Raw genomic sequence first — 16,752 nt, 5'->3', positions numbered from 1 at the left:
ATCCGCCATGCCTATTGCGTTTCATCGTGTCTACCTGGAGAGCGCCGGCTATTTCATGCCGGGCGAGCCCGTGTCCAACGAAGCGATGGACAGTTACATCGCGCCGCTGAACCGCATGTCCAGCCGGATCAAGAGCCGCATCCTGGCCGAGAACGGCATCAAGCAGCGTTACTACGCCATCGATGCCGACGGCGCGACCGTGTTCTCCAACGCGCAGCTCGCGGCCAACGCCATCCGCGACTGCCTGCGGCGCCACGACACCGATCTGTCGGCCGTGTCCCTGCTCACGAGCGGATCGTCGGGCGGCGATGCGCTGATGCCGGGTTTTTCGAACATGATCCAGGGCGAGCTTGCCGCGCCGCCCATGGAAACGCTGTCGGTGCATGGCATCTGCGCCGCGGGCGTGTCCGCCATCCAGGCCGCCGCTCAGGGCGTGGAGCTGGGGGCGCATGCCAGCGCCCTGGCCGTGGCGAGCGAACTGCCGTCGCGCCTGTTCAAGCGCTCGCGCTTCGCCGCGCGCGGCTATGACGCGGATTTCGATGCGCACTTCCTGCGCTGGATGCTGTCGGACGGGGCCGGCGCGGTGCTGCTGGGCAACAGCGGCCGGCCGCTGGCCGGCGCGTCGCAGGGCGTGCGCCTGCGCTTGAAGTGGGTGCACCAGCGCTCGTTCTCCGGCGACTACCCCGTGTGCATGCAGCTCGGGCTGTCGGCGGACCGGAGCAAGGGGCACCTGGATTACCCGTCCTGGAACGAGGCCGAGGCGGATGGCGCGCTGTCGCTGCGCCAGGACATCCGCCTGCTGCCGCATCTGTTCGATATCGGCATCCATGAGTACGCCAAGCTGGTGCGCGACGGCTGGGTGGATCCGGACCAGGTCGACCACTTCCTGTGCCATTACTCATCCGAGAAATTCATCCCCGTGGTGGAAGACCTGATGGAGAAGGCGGGCCTCGCGATCCCGCGCGAGCGCTGGTTCAGCAACCTGGCCTGGCGCGGCAACACCGGCGCCGCGTCCATCCTGATCATGCTGGCCGAGTTCCTGGAGACGCGCGAGGTCAAGCCGGGCGAGCAGATCTTCTGCTACATCCCGGAATCCGGGCGCTTCATGGCGGCCTACATGCTGCTGGAAGCCGAGGCGGTCCACGCCAGCCCCGGCGTCGCCGCCGGTGCTGCCGCCGCAGTGCCCGCCGCCGCGCGCCAGGACGCGGCGAGCTTGGACGCCGAAGCGATCGCGCCGCCGCACGATCCCGACATGGCGCCGCAAGGACTGGGACAACTGCTGACCGAGCTGGCGTCCATCTGGCACGACTACCGCTCGCGCGTGTGGCGCACGCCGGTGGTCAGGCGCCTGCGCGAGCGCCGGTTCCAGACCGCGGACTACCTGACCTGGATGGAGAACTGGATCCCGCAGGTGCGCGAAGGCAGCAAGTGGATGCGCGAGGGCGCCGCCTCGCTGACCGAGCAGTACGCGCCCCTGGCCGCGCTGATCGACACGCACGCGGGCGAAGAGCAGAACGATTTCCAGATCCTGTTCCAGGACTACCGCACGGCGGGCGGCATGGTGGACAACATCGACGCCCTGCGCCGCAATCCCGGCGGCGAGGCGCTCAACGCCTATCTGCACGGGCTGGCGGCCACGCGCGATCCGATCGGGCTGCTGGGCGCGATCTACATCATCGAGGGCACGGGACAGCGCATCGTGCCGGCGTTGCTGCCGCTGCTCAAGGCAAGCCTGAAGCTGCCGCCCGACGCCTTCCGCTTCCTGGAATACCACGGCCACAACGACGAGCACCATCTGGCGCGGTGGCTGACCGCGGTGGAGCTGGCGCTCGATTGCGACGAGGACGGGCGCGCCGCGCAGCGCATCGTCGACACGGCGCGTCGCACGGCGGCGCTCTACCTGATGCAGTTTCATCATGTGATGGAGGCGGACGCGGCATGAACAAGGAGCCCGAATTCCTTGCCCGGGAACACGATCCCTCGGACCCGAGCCCCTGGCTCGCGCTGTACCTGGATCGCAGCACGCCGCTGCCGGACAAGGTCAAGAAGGCCTGGCTGACCGACTCGAGCTGCGCGTCGCGCCAGTATCTGCTGCCATTCCTGCGGCCGATCGCGCGCGCCTTCATCATCCTGATCCAGGTCGTCAAGACCTTCCTGCCGCGCCGCTGGTCGCATTCGAAGCTGCTGCATCGCATCCTGGCCTGGGGCCTGAAGCGGTTCGTGTCGCCCGAGGCCAATTGGCTGATCCTGCGGCATTTCCACCTGGGCGCGCAGGCGCTGGCCTTCATCGCCGCGAACTCGCCGGTGCCGATCACCACGACGCCGCTCGAGCCGATGGAGATCGGCGACCTGAAGGACGATCTCTTCGTCAAGCACGACCTGAATCTCTTTAACTTCGTCATCCGCCTGAACCAGGCGCTGCGCGATGCGGGCGTGGAGATGCATGCGCCCCAGACGGTGGACTTCTCCATGCTCCGCGACCCGCCGATCCGGCTGGAGGACATGCCGCGGGGCAAGCTGAACTTCCTGGACCTGCAAAGCGCCATCGAGCTTTTCACGCCGCTCTACCAGCTGATGCTGACCGACAATGACTTCTGGCGCGCGGCCAATTCGCTGCAGCTGGACGAGACCATCGGCATCTATGCGGCCAAGCTGCTGGGGGCGCCGCAGCACCTGATCCTGGTCAACAACAACCATCCGCTGGTGCCGCTGTCGACCCTGCGCGCGGGCTACCGGCTGGTGCTGCACGGGCTGTCCACCGAGATGCTGCACAGCCTGCTGATGGAGATGAAAGAAGCGCAGCAAGGCGGCGAGCCACCTGCGCCGATCGCGTAGAAAAGACGGCAGGGATCAGTGTTGACCCGGCGTTACATCGTCCGGCTGGTGGGCTATATTGCGACGCTTGTCCGACAAGCCTGCCGGAACGTGTATCTGTCGCGCGGCGCGCCGTCGCGCGGCGGATCCGCCCGACGGCGCGCCGCGTGAACCCGTTACAGGAATTCCCCCACATGCCCCAGCCGCTAGAGGTCATCGCCACCATTCTGTTCGCCGTGGCGGTCCTCCACACCTTCTCGGTTCCCTTCTTCGCGCGGCTCGCGCATCGTGGCGGACCGCATGCGGGCTTCTGGCATCTGTTCTCCGAAGTCGAGGCCGTCTTCGGCGTCTGGGCCTTCGCGCTGATCGTGACGATGGCGTCGCTGGGCGGGCCCGCCAGCGCCATCGCGTACATGGACACCCGCAACTTCACGGAGCCGTTGTTCGTCTTCGTCATCATGGTCGTGGCCGCCAGCCGGCCGATTCTGGAGCTGGTGGGCCTGCTGGTCCGCGTCGTGGCCCGGGCCCTGCCCCTGCCGCGCGAACTGTCCACCTTCTTCGTGGTGATGGCGATGGTGCCGCTGGGCGGCTCGTTCATCACCGAACCGGCCGCCATGACCCTGGCCGCCATCCTGTTGCGCGATGCCTACTTCCGCACCAGCGGCCGGGCCGGCTTCAAGTACCTGACCCTGGGCGTGCTGTTCGTGAACGTGTCCATCGGCGGGGTGCTGACTTCATACGCCGCGCCGCCCGTGCTGATGGTCGCGGGCACGTTCGGGTGGGATTCCACCTTCATGCTGCAGCATTTCGGCTGGCGCGCCGCGGTCGCGGTGTGCCTGAACGCCGGCCTGCTGACGTTCATCTGCCGCAAGGCGCTGATGGAGCACTCGGTGGGCACCGGCGGCGGCGTGGACGCGCCGCAGGGCGCGGGCAAGCGTGCGCCGGTGCCGGCCATCGTGATCCTGGTGCACCTGGTCTTCCTGATCGCCGTCGTGCTGACGGCGCATCATCCCGCGATTTTTATGGGCCTGCTCATGATGTTCATCGGCTTCTCGGAGGCCTACAAGCGGCACCAGGACCGCCTGATGATCAAAGAGGGCCTGATGGTGGGCTTTTTCCTGGCGGGGCTGGTGGTGCTGGGCGGCCTGCAGAAATGGTGGCTGCAGGACCTGTTGGGCGGGCTGGAGCCGTTCCTGCTGTTCTGGGGGGCCACCGCGCTTACCGCCATCACCGACAATGCGGCCCTGACGTATCTGGGGTCGCTGGTGGAAGGCACCAACGAGACGTGGCGCTACATGCTGGTGGCCGGCGCCGTGACCGGCGGCGGCCTGACGGTGATCGCCAACGCCCCGAATCCCGCGGGCTTCGCCATCCTGAAGAACCATTTCCCCGACGGCAGCATTTCCTCCGGGCGCCTCTTCCTGTGCGCCCTGGCGCCCACCCTGGTGGCCGCCGCGCTGTTCCTGCTGCCGGTGTAGGGCCGGGGCCGCCGGGCCCCGGGGCCGCGCCCGGGGCGGCGGCTTCCGGCCGGCAGGCCGGGCAGGCCTGCGATGCTTTATGAAAAACCGCTAAAATTCAACACTTTCCCGTATTTTTCCGGCCTAGCCCTGCCGCCGAACCCTGCACCCGCGCAGGGCGGACCGGCGGAATTTGATATGCCCGGCTTGCGCCTGGGAGCCCTCGATGCCCATCTACGCCTATAAGTGCAGCGCCTGCGGCCACGCCAAAGACGTCTTGCAGAAGATTTCCGATGCGCCGCTTTCGGATTGCCCCGAATGCGGCCAAAGCACATTCTCCAAGCAGGTGACCGCGGCTGGATTCCAGCTCAAGGGCTCCGGCTGGTATGTCACGGATTTCCGTGGCAATGGCAGCGGCAGCGGCCAGGGCGCCGCGCCGGCCGGTGCGCCGGCGGCGTCCGCCGAAAGCGCCGCGCCCGCCGCGGCGCCGGCTGCAACGCCCGCCCCGGCGGCGCCCGCTGCCGGCGGCACCGCCGCCTAGAGCCCGCGCGATGCGGATGCGCGTCTTCAAGAAGTACTTCATCACCGGCCTGCTGATCTGGGTTCCCCTGGTCATCACGGTGTGGGTACTGGGACTGCTGGTCGCCACCCTGGAAGGGTTCGTGCCCGGTTTCCTGTCGTCCGAATCGCTTTTCGGCGTCGACATTCCCGGTTTCCGCTTCGTCCTGGTCATCGTGGTGGTGCTTCTGACGGGCGTGTTTGCAGCCAACCTGATCGGCCGCACCATGGTGGACCAGTGGGAAAACCTGCTGGGCCGCATCCCGCTGGTGCGCTCCATCTACAACTCGGTCAAGCAGGTCAGCGATACCGTGCTTGCCCCCAACGGACAGGCGTTTCGCCGCGCGGTGCTGGTGCAGTACCCGCGCGCGGGGGCCTGGACCATCGCCTTCGTCACCGGCTCGCCCAGCGGGGAAGTGGCCGCCAGCCTGCCTGGCGACCACATCAGCGTGTACGTGCCGACGACGCCGAACCCCACGTCCGGCTTTTTCCTGATGGTGCCTCGCGAAGAGGCGATCGACCTTCAGATGAGCGTGGACGCGGCATTGAAGTACATCGTTTCCATGGGCGTGGTCGCCCCGGCCCCGGCGGCGACGCCCGCGGTCCGGCCGGCTGCGCTCTCTCCGGCGCCGGGCGTGCACGACGCACCCCGCGCAGATTCGTAACCCTTACGCTCAAACCAAGCACACAACGGAGTCATCCCGCATGCGTACCTGCTACACCGGCCAGGTTTGCCGTGACCATCTCGGCCAGACCGTCACCCTGTACGGCTGGGTGAACCGCCGCCGCGACCACGGCGGGGTCATCTTCATCGACCTGCGCGACCGCGCGGGCCTGGCCCAGATCGTGTTCGATCCGGACAACGCCGCCTTCGCCACCGCCGAGCGCCTGCGCAACGAATTCTGCATCCGCGTCACGGGCCTGGTGCGCGAGCGTCCGGCCGGCACGGCCAACGCCGAACTGGCCTCGGGCGAGGTCGAAGTGCTCTGCAAGGAAGTCGAAATCCTGAACGCGTCGGTCACGCCGCCGTTCCAGCTCGATGACGACAACCTGTCCGAGACCACCCGCCTGACGCACCGCGTGCTGGACCTGCGCCGCCCGCAGATGCAGCGCAACCTGATGCTGCGCTATCGCGTGTCCATCGAGACCCGCAAGTTCCTGGACGAGCTGGGCTTCATCGACATCGAAACCCCCATGCTGGCCAAGAGCACGCCCGAAGGCGCGCGCGACTACCTGGTGCCCTCGCGTGTGAACGCCGGCCACTTCTTCGCGCTGCCGCAGTCGCCGCAGCTCTTCAAGCAGATGCTGATGGTCTCGGGCTTTGACCGTTACTACCAGATCACCAAGTGCTTCCGCGACGAAGACCTGCGCGCCGACCGCCAGCCTGAATTCACCCAGATCGACTGCGAAACCTCGTTCCTGAACGAATTCGAAATCCGCGAGATCTTCGAGAACCTGATCCGCCACGTCTTCAAGGTGGTGCAGGGCGTCGACCTGCCGTCGCCGTTCCCCATCATGCCCTGGACCGAGGCGATGCGCCGCTACGGCTCGGACAAGCCGGACCTGCGCGTGCAGCTCGAATTCACCGATATCACCGACGTGATGCGCGACGTGGACTTCAAGGTGTTCGCCGCCGCCGCCACGGCGCCCGGCAGCCGCGTGGTCGCCCTGCGCGTGCCGGGCGGGGCCGAGATGTCGCGCAGCGAGATCGACGCCTACACCCAGTTCGTCGGCATCTACGGCGCCAAGGGCCTGGCCTACATCAAGGTCAACGACGTGGCCAAGGGCCGCGACGGCCTGCAATCGCCCATCGTCAAGAACCTGCATGACGCCGCGCTGGCCGAGCTGGTCAAGCGCACGGGCGCCCAGGACGGCGACATCATCTTCTTTGGCGCGGACCGCGAGAAGGTCGTCAACGACGCCATCGGCGCGTTGCGCGTGAAGATCGGCCACAGCGAATTCGGCAAGAAGACGGGTCTATTCACGGCCGGCTGGAAGCCGCTGTGGGTGGTCGACTTCCCGATGTTCGAGTACGACGAGGAAGATGGCCGCTACACCGCCGCCCACCACCCGTTCACCAGCCCCAAGGACGGCCACGAAGACTTCCTGGAGTCCGATCCCAGCAAGGCGTTCGCCAAGGCCTACGACATGGTGCTGAACGGCTGGGAAATCGGCGGCGGCTCGGTCCGTATCCATCGCGAGGAAGTGCAGAGCAAGGTGTTCCGCGCGCTGAAGATCGGCGCCGAGGAAGCCCGCGAGAAGTTCGGCTACCTGCTGGACGCGCTGCAGTATGGCGCGCCTCCGCACGGCGGCATCGCCTTCGGCCTGGACCGCATCGTCACGATGATGACCGGCGCCGAATCGATCCGCGACGTGATCGCCTTCCCGAAGACGCAGCGCGCCCAGGACCTCCTGACGCAAGCGCCGTCGGAAGTCGACGAGAAGCAACTGCGCGAGCTGCACATCCGCCTGCGCAACGTCGAGAAGTAGCCCCCCGAAGCGCCTGCGGCGCCTCCCCCCGGGGGGCCCGCTGGCGGACCGGCGGAGCCGGATCCGCGGCGGTGCGCTTGCGGTGCGCTCGCGCACCGGCACCGCAAAGGTGGGAACGGCCGGCTGAAATGGAGTAATCTGGCTGACGCCGCCCGACGTGGCGGCGCCTGGCCAGAGGACCTTCCGGGACCCGGCCGGCGGTTCCCCAGATTTGAAAGGCGCCATTGCTTCCATGTCGCTCATCCGAGTCGTCAGCTACAACATACACAAGGGCCGTTCGGCACTGGGCCGGCGCGACTCCCTGAATGAACTTCGCCTGGGCCTGTACGGCCTGCGCCCCGACCTGGTCTTCCTGCAGGAGGTCCAGGGCCGCAACGAGCAGAAGTCGCTGCTCGATGCCCAGCACGAATCCCTGGCCGCCGCATTGCGGCTGGATGTGGCCTACGGCCGCAATGCGGTCCGCCACGCCACCGACCACGGCAACGCGTTGCTGTCGCGCTATCCGATCATCGAACATGAGAACCTGGACATCTCCGACCACCGGCTGGAGCAGCGCGGGCTGCTGCATGCCCGCATCGACGTCGGGGATCGCGCGGTGCATTGCTTCGTGGTGCACCTGGGACTGTTCGCCGGCAGCCGCAGCCGCCAGATCCTGGCGCTGACCGAGCGCATCAAGCGCATGGTGCCGGACGGCGAGCCCATCCTGATCGCCGGGGACTTCAACGACTGGAACGACCGCCTGGCGCCCCTGTTCGTGCAGCAGCTGGGGCTGTACGAGGTGTTTTCGCACGCCCCGCGCAGCCATGGCGGCGACCTGCCGCGCCTGCGCGACTCGGTCAAGCGGCTGAGCAACGCTCTGCGCGGGCTGCCCAACAGCGGCGTCTCCGTCATGGAGCGCACCAACCAGCTCGGCATGGGAGGCAGTGCGCCCCTGCTGCTGCCGCCGCCGCGCACGTTCCCGGCCGTGTTTCCGTGGTTCCGCCTGGACCGCATCTACCAGCGCGGCTTTGCCGTGCGCAGCGCGCGCGTGCTGCGCGGCCGCGAATGGGCCAAGCTGTCCGACCACTCTCCCTTGCTGGCGGAGCTTGAACTGCCGTGAAGGATGAGCAGGACAAGCTGGAATGGGCGCAGGGCAACGATATCCGTTTGCTTCAGAACGGCGCCGACTTTTTTCCTGCCCTGTGCGCGGCGATCGACGCCGCCAAGGTCAGCGTGCACCTCGAAACCTACATCTTCATGGTCGACCGGACCGGCGCGAAAGTGCTGGAATGCCTGGCGTCGGCGGCGCGCCGCGGGGTCAAGGTGCGCGTGGTCCTGGACGGATTCGGCAGCGCCCTGCACGCCGAGCGGGTGCGCATCGCGCTGACCAACGCCGGCGCGCAGTGCCGCATCTTCCGGCCTGAACCGCGCTGGTTTGCGCGCTTCGTGCCGTCGCGCAGCCGCCTGCGACGGCTGCACCGCAAGGTCACGGTCGTCGACGGCCGCATCGCTTTCATCGGCGGCATCAACATCGTCGATGACTATGACGACCTGGACCCCACGGACGGCCTTACCGGCCCGCGGTTCGACTTCGCCGTGCAGGTGCAAGGCCCGCTGGTTGCGCAGGCCGCCTATGCGCAGGAACTGCTGTGGGTGCGCCTGAACTGGGCGCGGCTGCGGCGCCACCCGCGCGACTGGAACCGCATGCAGCTGCTCAAGCCGCGCGACGTGCCGGTGGAGCCGGGCGGCGTGCTGCGCGCGGCCCTGGTGCTGCGCGACAATCTGCGCTTTCGCCGGACGTTCGAGCGCGCGTACCTGTTGGGCATCTCGCGCGCGCGCCGCGACATCCTGATCGCGAACGCGTACTTCTTTCCCGGCGTGCGCTTTCGCCGCGCGCTGGCCAAGGCCGCGGCCCGCGGCGTGCGCGTGCGGCTGCTGCTGCAGGGCAAGGTCGAATACCGGATGCAGTACCACGCCACGCGCTCGCTGTATGACAAGCTGCTGCGCGACGGCATCGAAATCTACGAGTACATGCCGAGCTACCTGCATGCCAAGGTGGCGGTGATCGACAACGTGGCCACCGTCGGCTCGTCCAACCTGGATCCCTTCAGCCTGCTGCTGGCGCGCGAGGCCAATGTCGTGGTCGACAGCCAGCCGTTTGCCTGGGACCTGCAGGAACGCCTGGAAACCGCCATCCGCGAGGGCGGCCGCTTCATCCGGCCGCTGGACTACCAGCGCCGGGGCTTCCTGCGGCGCTGGATCGACGCGATGTCCTACACGCTGCTGCGGATCGGCGTGGCGTTCACGGGCACGTCGGACAAATACTGAGCGCGCGCGTTCAGCGGCGCGGTTTGAGCAGACCCAGCGCCAGCGCGGTTCCCACCAGGATGATGGCGGCGCCGATCGCGATGGACGGCGTGACGGCCTCGTCCAGCAGCGTCGCGCCCCACACCACGCCGAAGATCGGCACCAGAAAGGTCACGCTCACCGCCGCGGTGGGGCCGACATTCGCGATCAGGCGAAAGAAGATGATGTAGGCCGCGCCGGTGCAGACGACCGCCAGCAGAATCGTGGCGATCCAGGCCGTGGCCGATGCCGGTGTGTCGGGCCAGGCCGGAATGGCGAACGGCAGCAGCACCAGCGACGCGGCGATCATGCTGCCGGTGGCGCTGGCCAGCGCGTCCACGCCGGACAGGAATCGTTTGGTCCAGTTGGCCGCGATGCCGTAGAAGACCGGCGCCGAAATGGCGGCCAGCACGGCCGGCCCGGTGCCGCCGGCGCCGAAGTCCAGCTTGTTCCACACCAGCACCACGATGCCGACCAGGCCGATCAGCAGCCCCAGCGACCGCATCCAGGGCAGCTTGTCCTTGAGCCACAACCATCCCACCACCGCGCCCCAGACGGGCGTCACCGCATTGGCCACCGACAGGAACCCGGCGCCGAGCGACTGGGCGGCGTAGGCATACAGCAGGAACGGCACCGCGGCATTGAGCGTGCCCACCACCAGCAGCGCCTTCCAGTGGCGTGCGATCACGCGCAACTTGCCGCGCCACAGCGCGGCCGGCAGCAGGAACAGCGCGGCCAGGCCCACCCGCAGCTCGATCAGCGCGATGGGGCCGAACTCGGGCACCGCCACGCGCATGAACAGGAAAGAACCGCCCCAGACAGCGGCCAGGAGCAGCAGGTCCATCAGATTGCGTTGACGCATGAGTTGTCTCGGAGGAGCGCCTTATTTCCGGTTCGTGACCAGATTCTTCATCTTGACCCGGTGCGCCAGCAGCGCGCAGGTCAGGGACAGGACGACGCACAGGACCAGGCCGGTGCGCACGCCGTTCAGCACCGTGCTGTGGGAAATCAGGATGCCGACCACGGCGGTGCCCAGGGCGCTGCCGATGGCGCGCGTGGTCTGCACCAGCGCCGAGGCGACGCCGACATCGCGCCGTTCGCTCAGCATCTGCATGAAGAGCGTCAGGTTGGGCAACAAAAAGCCCAGCGCGCAGCCGTTGACGAAGAACGCGCTCAGGATCCACCAGGCCGACGTGCCCGGCGAAATCAGCAGCACCATCAGCGAGCCGGCCGCGAGCAGCCCGCCGCCGAACACCATCAGCCGCTGCGGCTCGGTCCGCTTGGGAAACATGCGGCCGTTGATGATGCTGCCGACCGAGATGGCCGCGACCAGTGGCGTCAGCAGCAGGCCCGCCTGGCTGGGCGTGTAGCCCAGCACCTGTTGCAGCAGCAGCGGGCTGTAGAAGATCAGGATGAACATCACCGCGCCCACCATCATGGCCGCCAGGTTCAACAGGCGCGGTTCGCGCCCGGACAGCACCCGCAGCGGGAAGATCGGCGACTGCACCCGGCGTTCCGTCGGGATCAGGATGGCGATGGCGGCCGCGCCAACCAGCGCCAGCGTCAGGCCCAGCACCGGCTGCGCGTGATCGCCGCTGGCAAAGGCCAGTTCCAGCGCGGCGAGCGGCGCGCCCACCGCCAGCACCAGCAGGATGGCGCCCACCCAGTCGATCTTGCGGTTGCCGTCGTGGATGGGGCGGATGCGCGGGAAGTATCGCGCCAGCAGGAAAAACGCGCCCGCGGCCGCGATCGGCGAAATGAAGAACGCCGCGCGCCAGCCCAGCGCCTGCGTGGCCGCGCCGCCCAGCACCGGACCGATGCCGCTGGCCATCGCGAAGGCTGCCGACACCAGCGCCATCCATCTCACCCGCTGCTTGGCGTCGGGAAAGAGGTCGGCCGGCGCCGCAAACGCGGTGGCGATCATCATGCCCCCGCCGATCCCCTGCAGGGTGCGGAACACGATCAGTTGCGTCATGGACTGCGCCAGCCCACAGGCGATGGAGCCGAGCGCGATGATGAGGACCGACACCAGCATGAGGGGCTTGCGCCCGAACATGTCGCCCAGCCGGCCGAAGATGAGGATGGAGGCGGCGGTGGCGAGCAGGTAGCCGGTGCCGACCCACGCATAGAGCGCCATGCCGTTGAGCGCTTCGGCCACGCGCGGCAGCGTGGTGCTGATGATGGTGGAATCGAACGCCGCCAGCACCACGGTCGCCGATACGCCGGCCATCGCCATCAGCAGGTCCCGCCGTGAACGTGCGGGATCGGCGGCGGGCTGGGGCGGTGAGGGCGGCGGCGTCATGCCGCCAAGGATATCACCGGCACCCTAGGGTTATCACTTGTAAAACGTGTGGTATCCCCAGAAAACCGCGATCACCAGCACCACCAGCATCCACGACCAGCGCGAATTCGCCAGGCCGCGCGGCTCGGGTTCGGGGGGAGGAGGGGGAGGGGCCATGCGCGGCTGCGCCGCCATGTGGTCGATGAAGGCGGTGAAGAACTTGTCGATGATTTTTTCGGCGGCCTTCAGCAGCACGCTTTCCCCGCACTCGGCCAGCTTGCCGCCCGCCATGCCGGCCACCGTGTAGGCCACGCGCGTGCCTTCGTCCTTGGTGGACAGGTTGACCTGGGCGGTGCCGATCGCCAGGCAGGCGGCGCGGCCCTTGCCTTCGAACACCAGGGTGCAGCTATCGGGGGCGTTGACGTCCGACAGCAGGATCTCGCCCTCGTAGTCGGTGTCGATTCCGGCGATCTTGGCGCGCAGCGTGACGGCATATTCGGTCGGGCTGCGCATCGCGACTTCCACGCAGCCCGGAATGCACTTCTGCAGCACTCGCGGGTCGGTCAACGCATCCCAGGTCTGGTGCTGCGTCGAAGGAATCCATTGGGCATCGGCAATGCGCATGGCTGTCTCCTTGTAGGAAGCGTTATGCGTACATTCTCTGCCCAAAAAGCGGGTTTGGCTATCGGGGGGCCGGCGCCAGGCCGGATCAGCGTCCCTGCCTGTCGCCCGCCAGCAGCGAGATCCAGTGCCGGGTGGACTGGTCGTGCGATGGGGCTTGCGGTTCGCCATGCAGTTCGCGCAGGATGCCGCTGGCCATCTTCTTGCCGGCCTCCACGCCCCATTGGTCGAACGGATTGATGCCCCAGATCAGGCCCTGCACGAAGACCTTGTGCTCGTAGAGCGCCAGCAGGGCGCCCAGCGCCTCGGGCGTCAGGCGCGGCAGCACGATCAGCGTCGACGGCCGGCCGCCCTGGTGGTGGCGATGGCGGGCCAGCCATTGCGCGTTGGCCTGCGGCATTCCCTGAGCCAGCAGCGCGGCCTCGTCCGTATCGATGGAGGTGCCGCGCAGCAGGGTCTGGCGCTGGGCCAGGCAATTGGCCAGCAGCATGGCGTGTTCCTCGACCCACTGGTGATCGGCTTCGCGGCACATGATGAAATCCACCGCGGCGCCGTCGGTGCCCTGGTGCAGCCATTGGAAGAACGTATGCTGCCCGTCCGTGCCCGGCATGCCCCAGACCGAAGGCCCGGTCGGCACGCCCACGGGCCTGCCGGCGATATCCACCGACTTGCCCAGCGATTCCATGTCGAGCTGCTGCAGATAGGGCGCCAGGAACTGCAGGCGGGCGTCATAGGCGGCGATGCTCAGCGAGCCATAACCCAGCACACTGCGGTTGGCGACCCCGGCCAGCGCGAGCTGCGCGGGCGCGTTGTCGGCGATGGGGGCCTGCGCAAAGTGGTCGTCCATGGCGGCCGCCCCGGCGCGGATGCCTTCGATCACGTCCAGCCCGACCGCCAGCGCCACGGGCAGACCGACCGCCGACCAGAGCGAGTAGCGCCCGCCCACCCAGTCCCAGAACCGGAAGATCTGGCTGTCGGGAACCCCGAGCTGGGCGGCGGCGGCCGGCCGGGCCGTGATGGCGACGACCTGCCGGTAGGGGTCTGCGATGCCCGCGTCCGCCAGCCATTGCACCGCGCGGCGCAGGTTGGCAAGAGTCTCGGCCGTGGTGAAGGACTTGGACGTCACCACCACCAGCGTTTCGTGGGGGTCGATGTCCTGGACCGCATCCTCGATGGCGTGTCCGTCGATGTTGGCGACGAACTTCAAGGTCCGGCGGCAACCATAGCCGCCACAGGCGTCCGTCGCCAGTCGCACGCCCCAGTCGCTGCCGCCGATCCCGATGTGGATGATGGACTTCCACTGGCCCCGTGCGTCGGCGTCCAGCACGAATTCGCGCACCCGCTGGTGTTCGCGGGCCACCTCCTCGATGGGGGCGGGCGCGCGCAGCATGGTGTGCCAGGCGGCGCGGTCCTCGGTCATGTTCACGGGTTCGCCCGCCATCAGCGCCTTGCGCGCGGCGTCAAAGCCGCGGGCCTCCAGCAGCGCCTCGCCCGCCCGGCGAGCTGCGGGGGAATCCACGTGCGCGCTCAGGTCGATCGTCAGGCCGGCTGCCTGCACGAGGTGCAGCGCGTCGGGGCGAAACGACGCTTCCAGCACGGCTTCGGAATATGCCTTCCATTCGGACAGGTGCAACAGGCTTGCGTGTTCAGCGGGTTTGAAAGGATGCATATATTCGAGAATACGTCTTGATACTGGAATGGTCGGATCTGCCGGCGGCCGGGAGCGCCGGCGGACGGCCTTTCGCCATCTTGCAGATGCGGGAGTTTAGCCGCTCGCCCGACCCTGATGCAGGCCCCTTTTATTTTGCAAGCCTCGTTGCTATTCGTTTGCAAAACTGTGGGTTTTGCTTTCATGGCTTGTCCGCGTCTGACGCTACAATCCGCCCTATTCCAAAAGGCACCCTTCCATGCTGTACGTCCTCGTAGCGTTCCTGGTTTCGCTCATCTCGACCTTGCTGATCGTTCGCTACCGCTCCTGGCATGACGGCCTGACGGCCGACCATGATATGGAAGGGGTGCAGAAGTATCATGCGGCCCCCGTTCCGCGGATCGGGGGGCTGTCTCTGCTGATCGCCAGCGGAGTGACCTGCGCCCTGGTGGCCGTGCGCGAACCCGACGTGCTGCCCAGCATGGTGCTGCTGCTCGCCGCGGGCATGCCGGCGTTCCTGGGGGGATTCGCGGAAGACCTTACCAAGCAGGTCCGCGTGCTGGTCCGGCTGGGCCTGGCGATTTTGTCGGGCGTGGCGGCTTATTATCTGCTGGGTGCGGCGGTCACGCGTGTGGACATTATCGGGATCGACTGGCTGCTGCAGTTCTGGGTGGTTTCGCTGGTATTTACTTCCGTCGCCATCGGGGGCGCGGCCAATGCCATAAACATAATCGATGGATATAACGGCCTTGCCGCCGTGGTTTCCGCGATGATATTGGCCGGATTCGCGTATGTCTCGTTTTACCTGGGTGACCGGTTTTTATTGATCGTCGCGCTGAGCACGCTGGGCGGGGTGATCGGTTTCCTGGTCTGGAATTACCCGCACGGCCATATATTCCTTGGCGACGGCGGGGCGTATTTCCTGGGTTTCATCATCGGAGAACTGTCCGTGCTGATGCTGGCAAGGCACCCCTATGTGTCGGCCTGGTTTCCGCTGCTGCTGTGCATCTATCCGGTGTTCGAAACGCTGTTCTCCATCTACCGCAAGAAGTGGCTGCGCGGCCGTTCGCCCGGCGCGCCGGATGGGGTGCACCTGCACATGCTGATTTACAAGCGCCTGGTCCGCTGGGCCATCGGCTCGCGTGAAATGCGGCATCAGACGCAGCGCAATTCGATGACGTCGCCCTACCTGTGGCTGCTGTCGTCGCTGGCGGTCATTCCGGCGGTGCTGTTCTGGCAGGAGCCCTGGCTGCTGATGCTGTTTACGGGCATATTCTCGACCACCTATGTCGTGCTGTATCGCAAGCTGGTTTTGTTCCGCATGCCGAAATGGATGATCGTGAAGAAAAAGAAGCGGCAATAATCCCCCGCCGCCGGGCCCCGGGGGCCGCCGCCAGGGCTGGCCGAAACCGCGCGCCGGTTTGCGCAGCAATCGCCATTGTTGATGTACAGTTCGGGCTGCGTTGAACGGTGTCCGCCCACATCGGGTCGAGGGCGGCTCCAAGCACCAATCCTTGCCCATGCCCACACGAATTCTCATTGTTCGCACGTCCTCTTTGGGCGACCTCGTCCACATGCTGCCGGCGATCACGGATATCGCCCGGCATGTGCCAGACGCACAGATCGACTGGGTCGTCGAAGAGGCGTTTGCCGAGATCCCCTCGTGGCATCCCGCCGTCAATGAAATCATCAAGGTCGCGCACCGCCGCTGGCGCAAGTCCTGGTGGTCCGCGCAGGTGCGGGCCGAGCGCCGCGCGCTGCGCGAGCGCCTGCGCGCCGTGCGCTACGACGTCGTCCTGGACATGCAGGCCCTGCTGAAATCGGCGTGGCTGGTGCGCCAGACGCAGGGCGTCAAGCACGGCCTGGACTGGCGGTCGGCGCGCGAACCCCTGGCCTCGCTGTTCTACAACGTGCGCCATCGCGTCGAGTTCTGGCAGCCCGCCGTGATCCGCCAGCGCAAGCTGGCCGGGCTGACCTTCGGCTACCAGCACGCCGGCCTGCCGGATTTCGGATTGCAGTCCTTCGCCCGCCAGGCCACGCAGGCGCCCGAGCCGGTCCTGGAAGTGGGCAGCGGCGGCCTGAACACCACCGAACTTCCCCGGCTGCACCACCTGGACACCGACCGCGGCTACGCGGTGATCATGCCGTCGGCCAGCCGCGACGACAAACTGTGGCCCGAAGAGGACTGGCGCGCGGTGTTCCGCCGCCTGCGCGAGGCCGGCTGCATGTTGAAGCTGCTTGCCGGCAATGACCAGGAGGCCGAGCGCGCCCGCCTGCTGGTGGCCGGCATGGACGGCGCCGAGGTCATGCCCCGCATGGATCTGTCCGCGGTGGCCAAGCTGCTGGCCGGCGCGCGCCTCATGGTGGGACTGGACAGCGGCCTGACGCACCTTTCCGCCGCGCTGGGCCGCCCGACCATCGGCATCTACCGCGCCTCCACGCCCGTGCGCACTCCCCTGGTCGGCTCCAACTACACCGCCAGCCTGGGCGACCGCGGCGCCTCGCCGTCGCGCGAGGCCGTCATGGCCTCGGTCGAGCAGGCGCTGGCCGCGCAGTGA

14 protein-coding genes are annotated in these 16,752 nt (G+C 67.4%); 10 read left to right on the top strand and 4 right to left on the bottom strand.

Annotated features, from left to right (window positions below; genetic code table 11):
- Positions 1–7: 7 nt before the first annotated feature.
- The 8 genes from ACZ50Q_RS27590 (at position 8) to clsB (ending at position 9,626) form a co-directional block, all read left to right on the top strand.
- On the top strand, positions 8–1,942 hold the full coding sequence (locus ACZ50Q_RS27590; protein ID WP_464080102.1) for an iron-containing redox enzyme family protein: 1,935 nt from the start codon (positions 8–10) through the stop codon (positions 1,940–1,942).
- On the top strand, positions 1,939–2,835 hold the full coding sequence (locus ACZ50Q_RS27585; RefSeq protein WP_464080101.1) for a DUF6999 family protein: 897 nt from the start codon (positions 1,939–1,941) through the stop codon (positions 2,833–2,835). Before ACZ50Q_RS27590 ends, ACZ50Q_RS27585 begins: the two co-directional genes overlap by 4 nt.
- Positions 2,836–3,008: 173 nt before the next feature.
- Complete coding sequence (locus tag ACZ50Q_RS27580) at positions 3,009–4,292, top strand: putative Na+/H+ antiporter (RefSeq protein WP_464080100.1); 1,284 nt, start codon at positions 3,009–3,011, stop codon at positions 4,290–4,292.
- Positions 4,293–4,497: 205 nt separating this feature from the next.
- A complete protein-coding gene (locus ACZ50Q_RS27575; protein ID WP_464080099.1) occupies positions 4,498–4,812 on the top strand; it encodes an FmdB family zinc ribbon protein in 315 nt (104 codons plus the stop codon).
- Positions 4,813–4,828: 16 nt separating this feature from the next.
- Positions 4,829–5,494 carry a DUF502 domain-containing protein gene (locus ACZ50Q_RS27570; RefSeq protein WP_464082046.1) on the top strand — a complete coding sequence of 222 codons (666 nt, stop codon included), beginning with the start codon at positions 4,829–4,831 and terminating at the stop codon, positions 5,492–5,494.
- Between the two features lie 40 nt (positions 5,495–5,534).
- The gene (aspS, locus tag ACZ50Q_RS27565) at positions 5,535–7,319 is read left to right on the top strand and encodes an aspartate--tRNA ligase (protein ID WP_076518376.1); all 1,785 of its coding nucleotides are present in this window, start codon (positions 5,535–5,537) and stop codon (positions 7,317–7,319) included.
- Positions 7,320–7,551: 232 nt separating this feature from the next.
- On the top strand, positions 7,552–8,418 hold the full coding sequence (locus tag ACZ50Q_RS27560; protein ID WP_464080098.1) for an endonuclease/exonuclease/phosphatase family protein: 867 nt from the start codon (positions 7,552–7,554) through the stop codon (positions 8,416–8,418).
- Positions 8,415–9,626, top strand: a complete 1,212-nt coding sequence (gene clsB / locus ACZ50Q_RS27555; protein ID WP_464080097.1) for a cardiolipin synthase ClsB — start codon at positions 8,415–8,417, stop codon at positions 9,624–9,626. The genes ACZ50Q_RS27560 and clsB overlap by 4 nt, the downstream gene beginning before the upstream one ends.
- 10 nt (positions 9,627–9,636) lie before the next feature.
- On the opposite strand, the gene ACZ50Q_RS27550 is transcribed toward clsB, so the two are convergent.
- The 4 genes from ACZ50Q_RS27550 to pgi all read right to left on the bottom strand — a co-directional run bounded on the left by ACZ50Q_RS27550 (position 9,637) and on the right by pgi (position 14,215).
- Positions 9,637–10,506: a DMT family transporter gene (locus ACZ50Q_RS27550; RefSeq protein WP_076518379.1), complete on the bottom strand. Its 870-nt coding sequence runs from the start codon at positions 10,504–10,506 to the stop codon at positions 9,637–9,639.
- A 21-nt stretch (positions 10,507–10,527) separates the two neighbouring features.
- Positions 10,528–11,880: an MFS transporter gene (locus ACZ50Q_RS27545; protein WP_464082045.1), complete on the bottom strand. Its 1,353-nt coding sequence runs from the start codon at positions 11,878–11,880 to the stop codon at positions 10,528–10,530.
- Between the two features lie 99 nt (positions 11,881–11,979).
- A complete protein-coding gene (locus tag ACZ50Q_RS27540) occupies positions 11,980–12,549 on the bottom strand; it encodes an SRPBCC family protein (RefSeq protein WP_076518381.1) in 570 nt (189 codons plus the stop codon).
- 85 nt (positions 12,550–12,634) lie between these two features.
- Positions 12,635–14,215, bottom strand: coding sequence for a glucose-6-phosphate isomerase (gene pgi / locus ACZ50Q_RS27535; RefSeq protein ID WP_464080096.1), 1,581 nt, complete (start codon positions 14,213–14,215; stop codon positions 12,635–12,637).
- 238 nt (positions 14,216–14,453) lie between these two features.
- Here pgi and ACZ50Q_RS27530 point away from each other — a divergent pair, with 238 nt between their 5' ends.
- Positions 14,454–15,557 (top strand): MraY family glycosyltransferase, encoded by a 1,104-nt coding sequence (locus ACZ50Q_RS27530; RefSeq protein ID WP_076518383.1) that lies wholly within the window; start codon positions 14,454–14,456, stop codon positions 15,555–15,557.
- A 157-nt stretch (positions 15,558–15,714) separates the two neighbouring features.
- Positions 15,715–16,752, top strand: coding sequence for a lipopolysaccharide heptosyltransferase I (gene waaC / locus ACZ50Q_RS27525; protein ID WP_464080095.1), 1,038 nt, complete (start codon positions 15,715–15,717; stop codon positions 16,750–16,752).

The organism is Achromobacter sp. T5-5, from assembly GCF_055397965.1.
The sequence above is the reverse complement of the archived record's forward strand: the minus strand, read 5'-3'. Positions and strand labels throughout refer to the sequence as shown.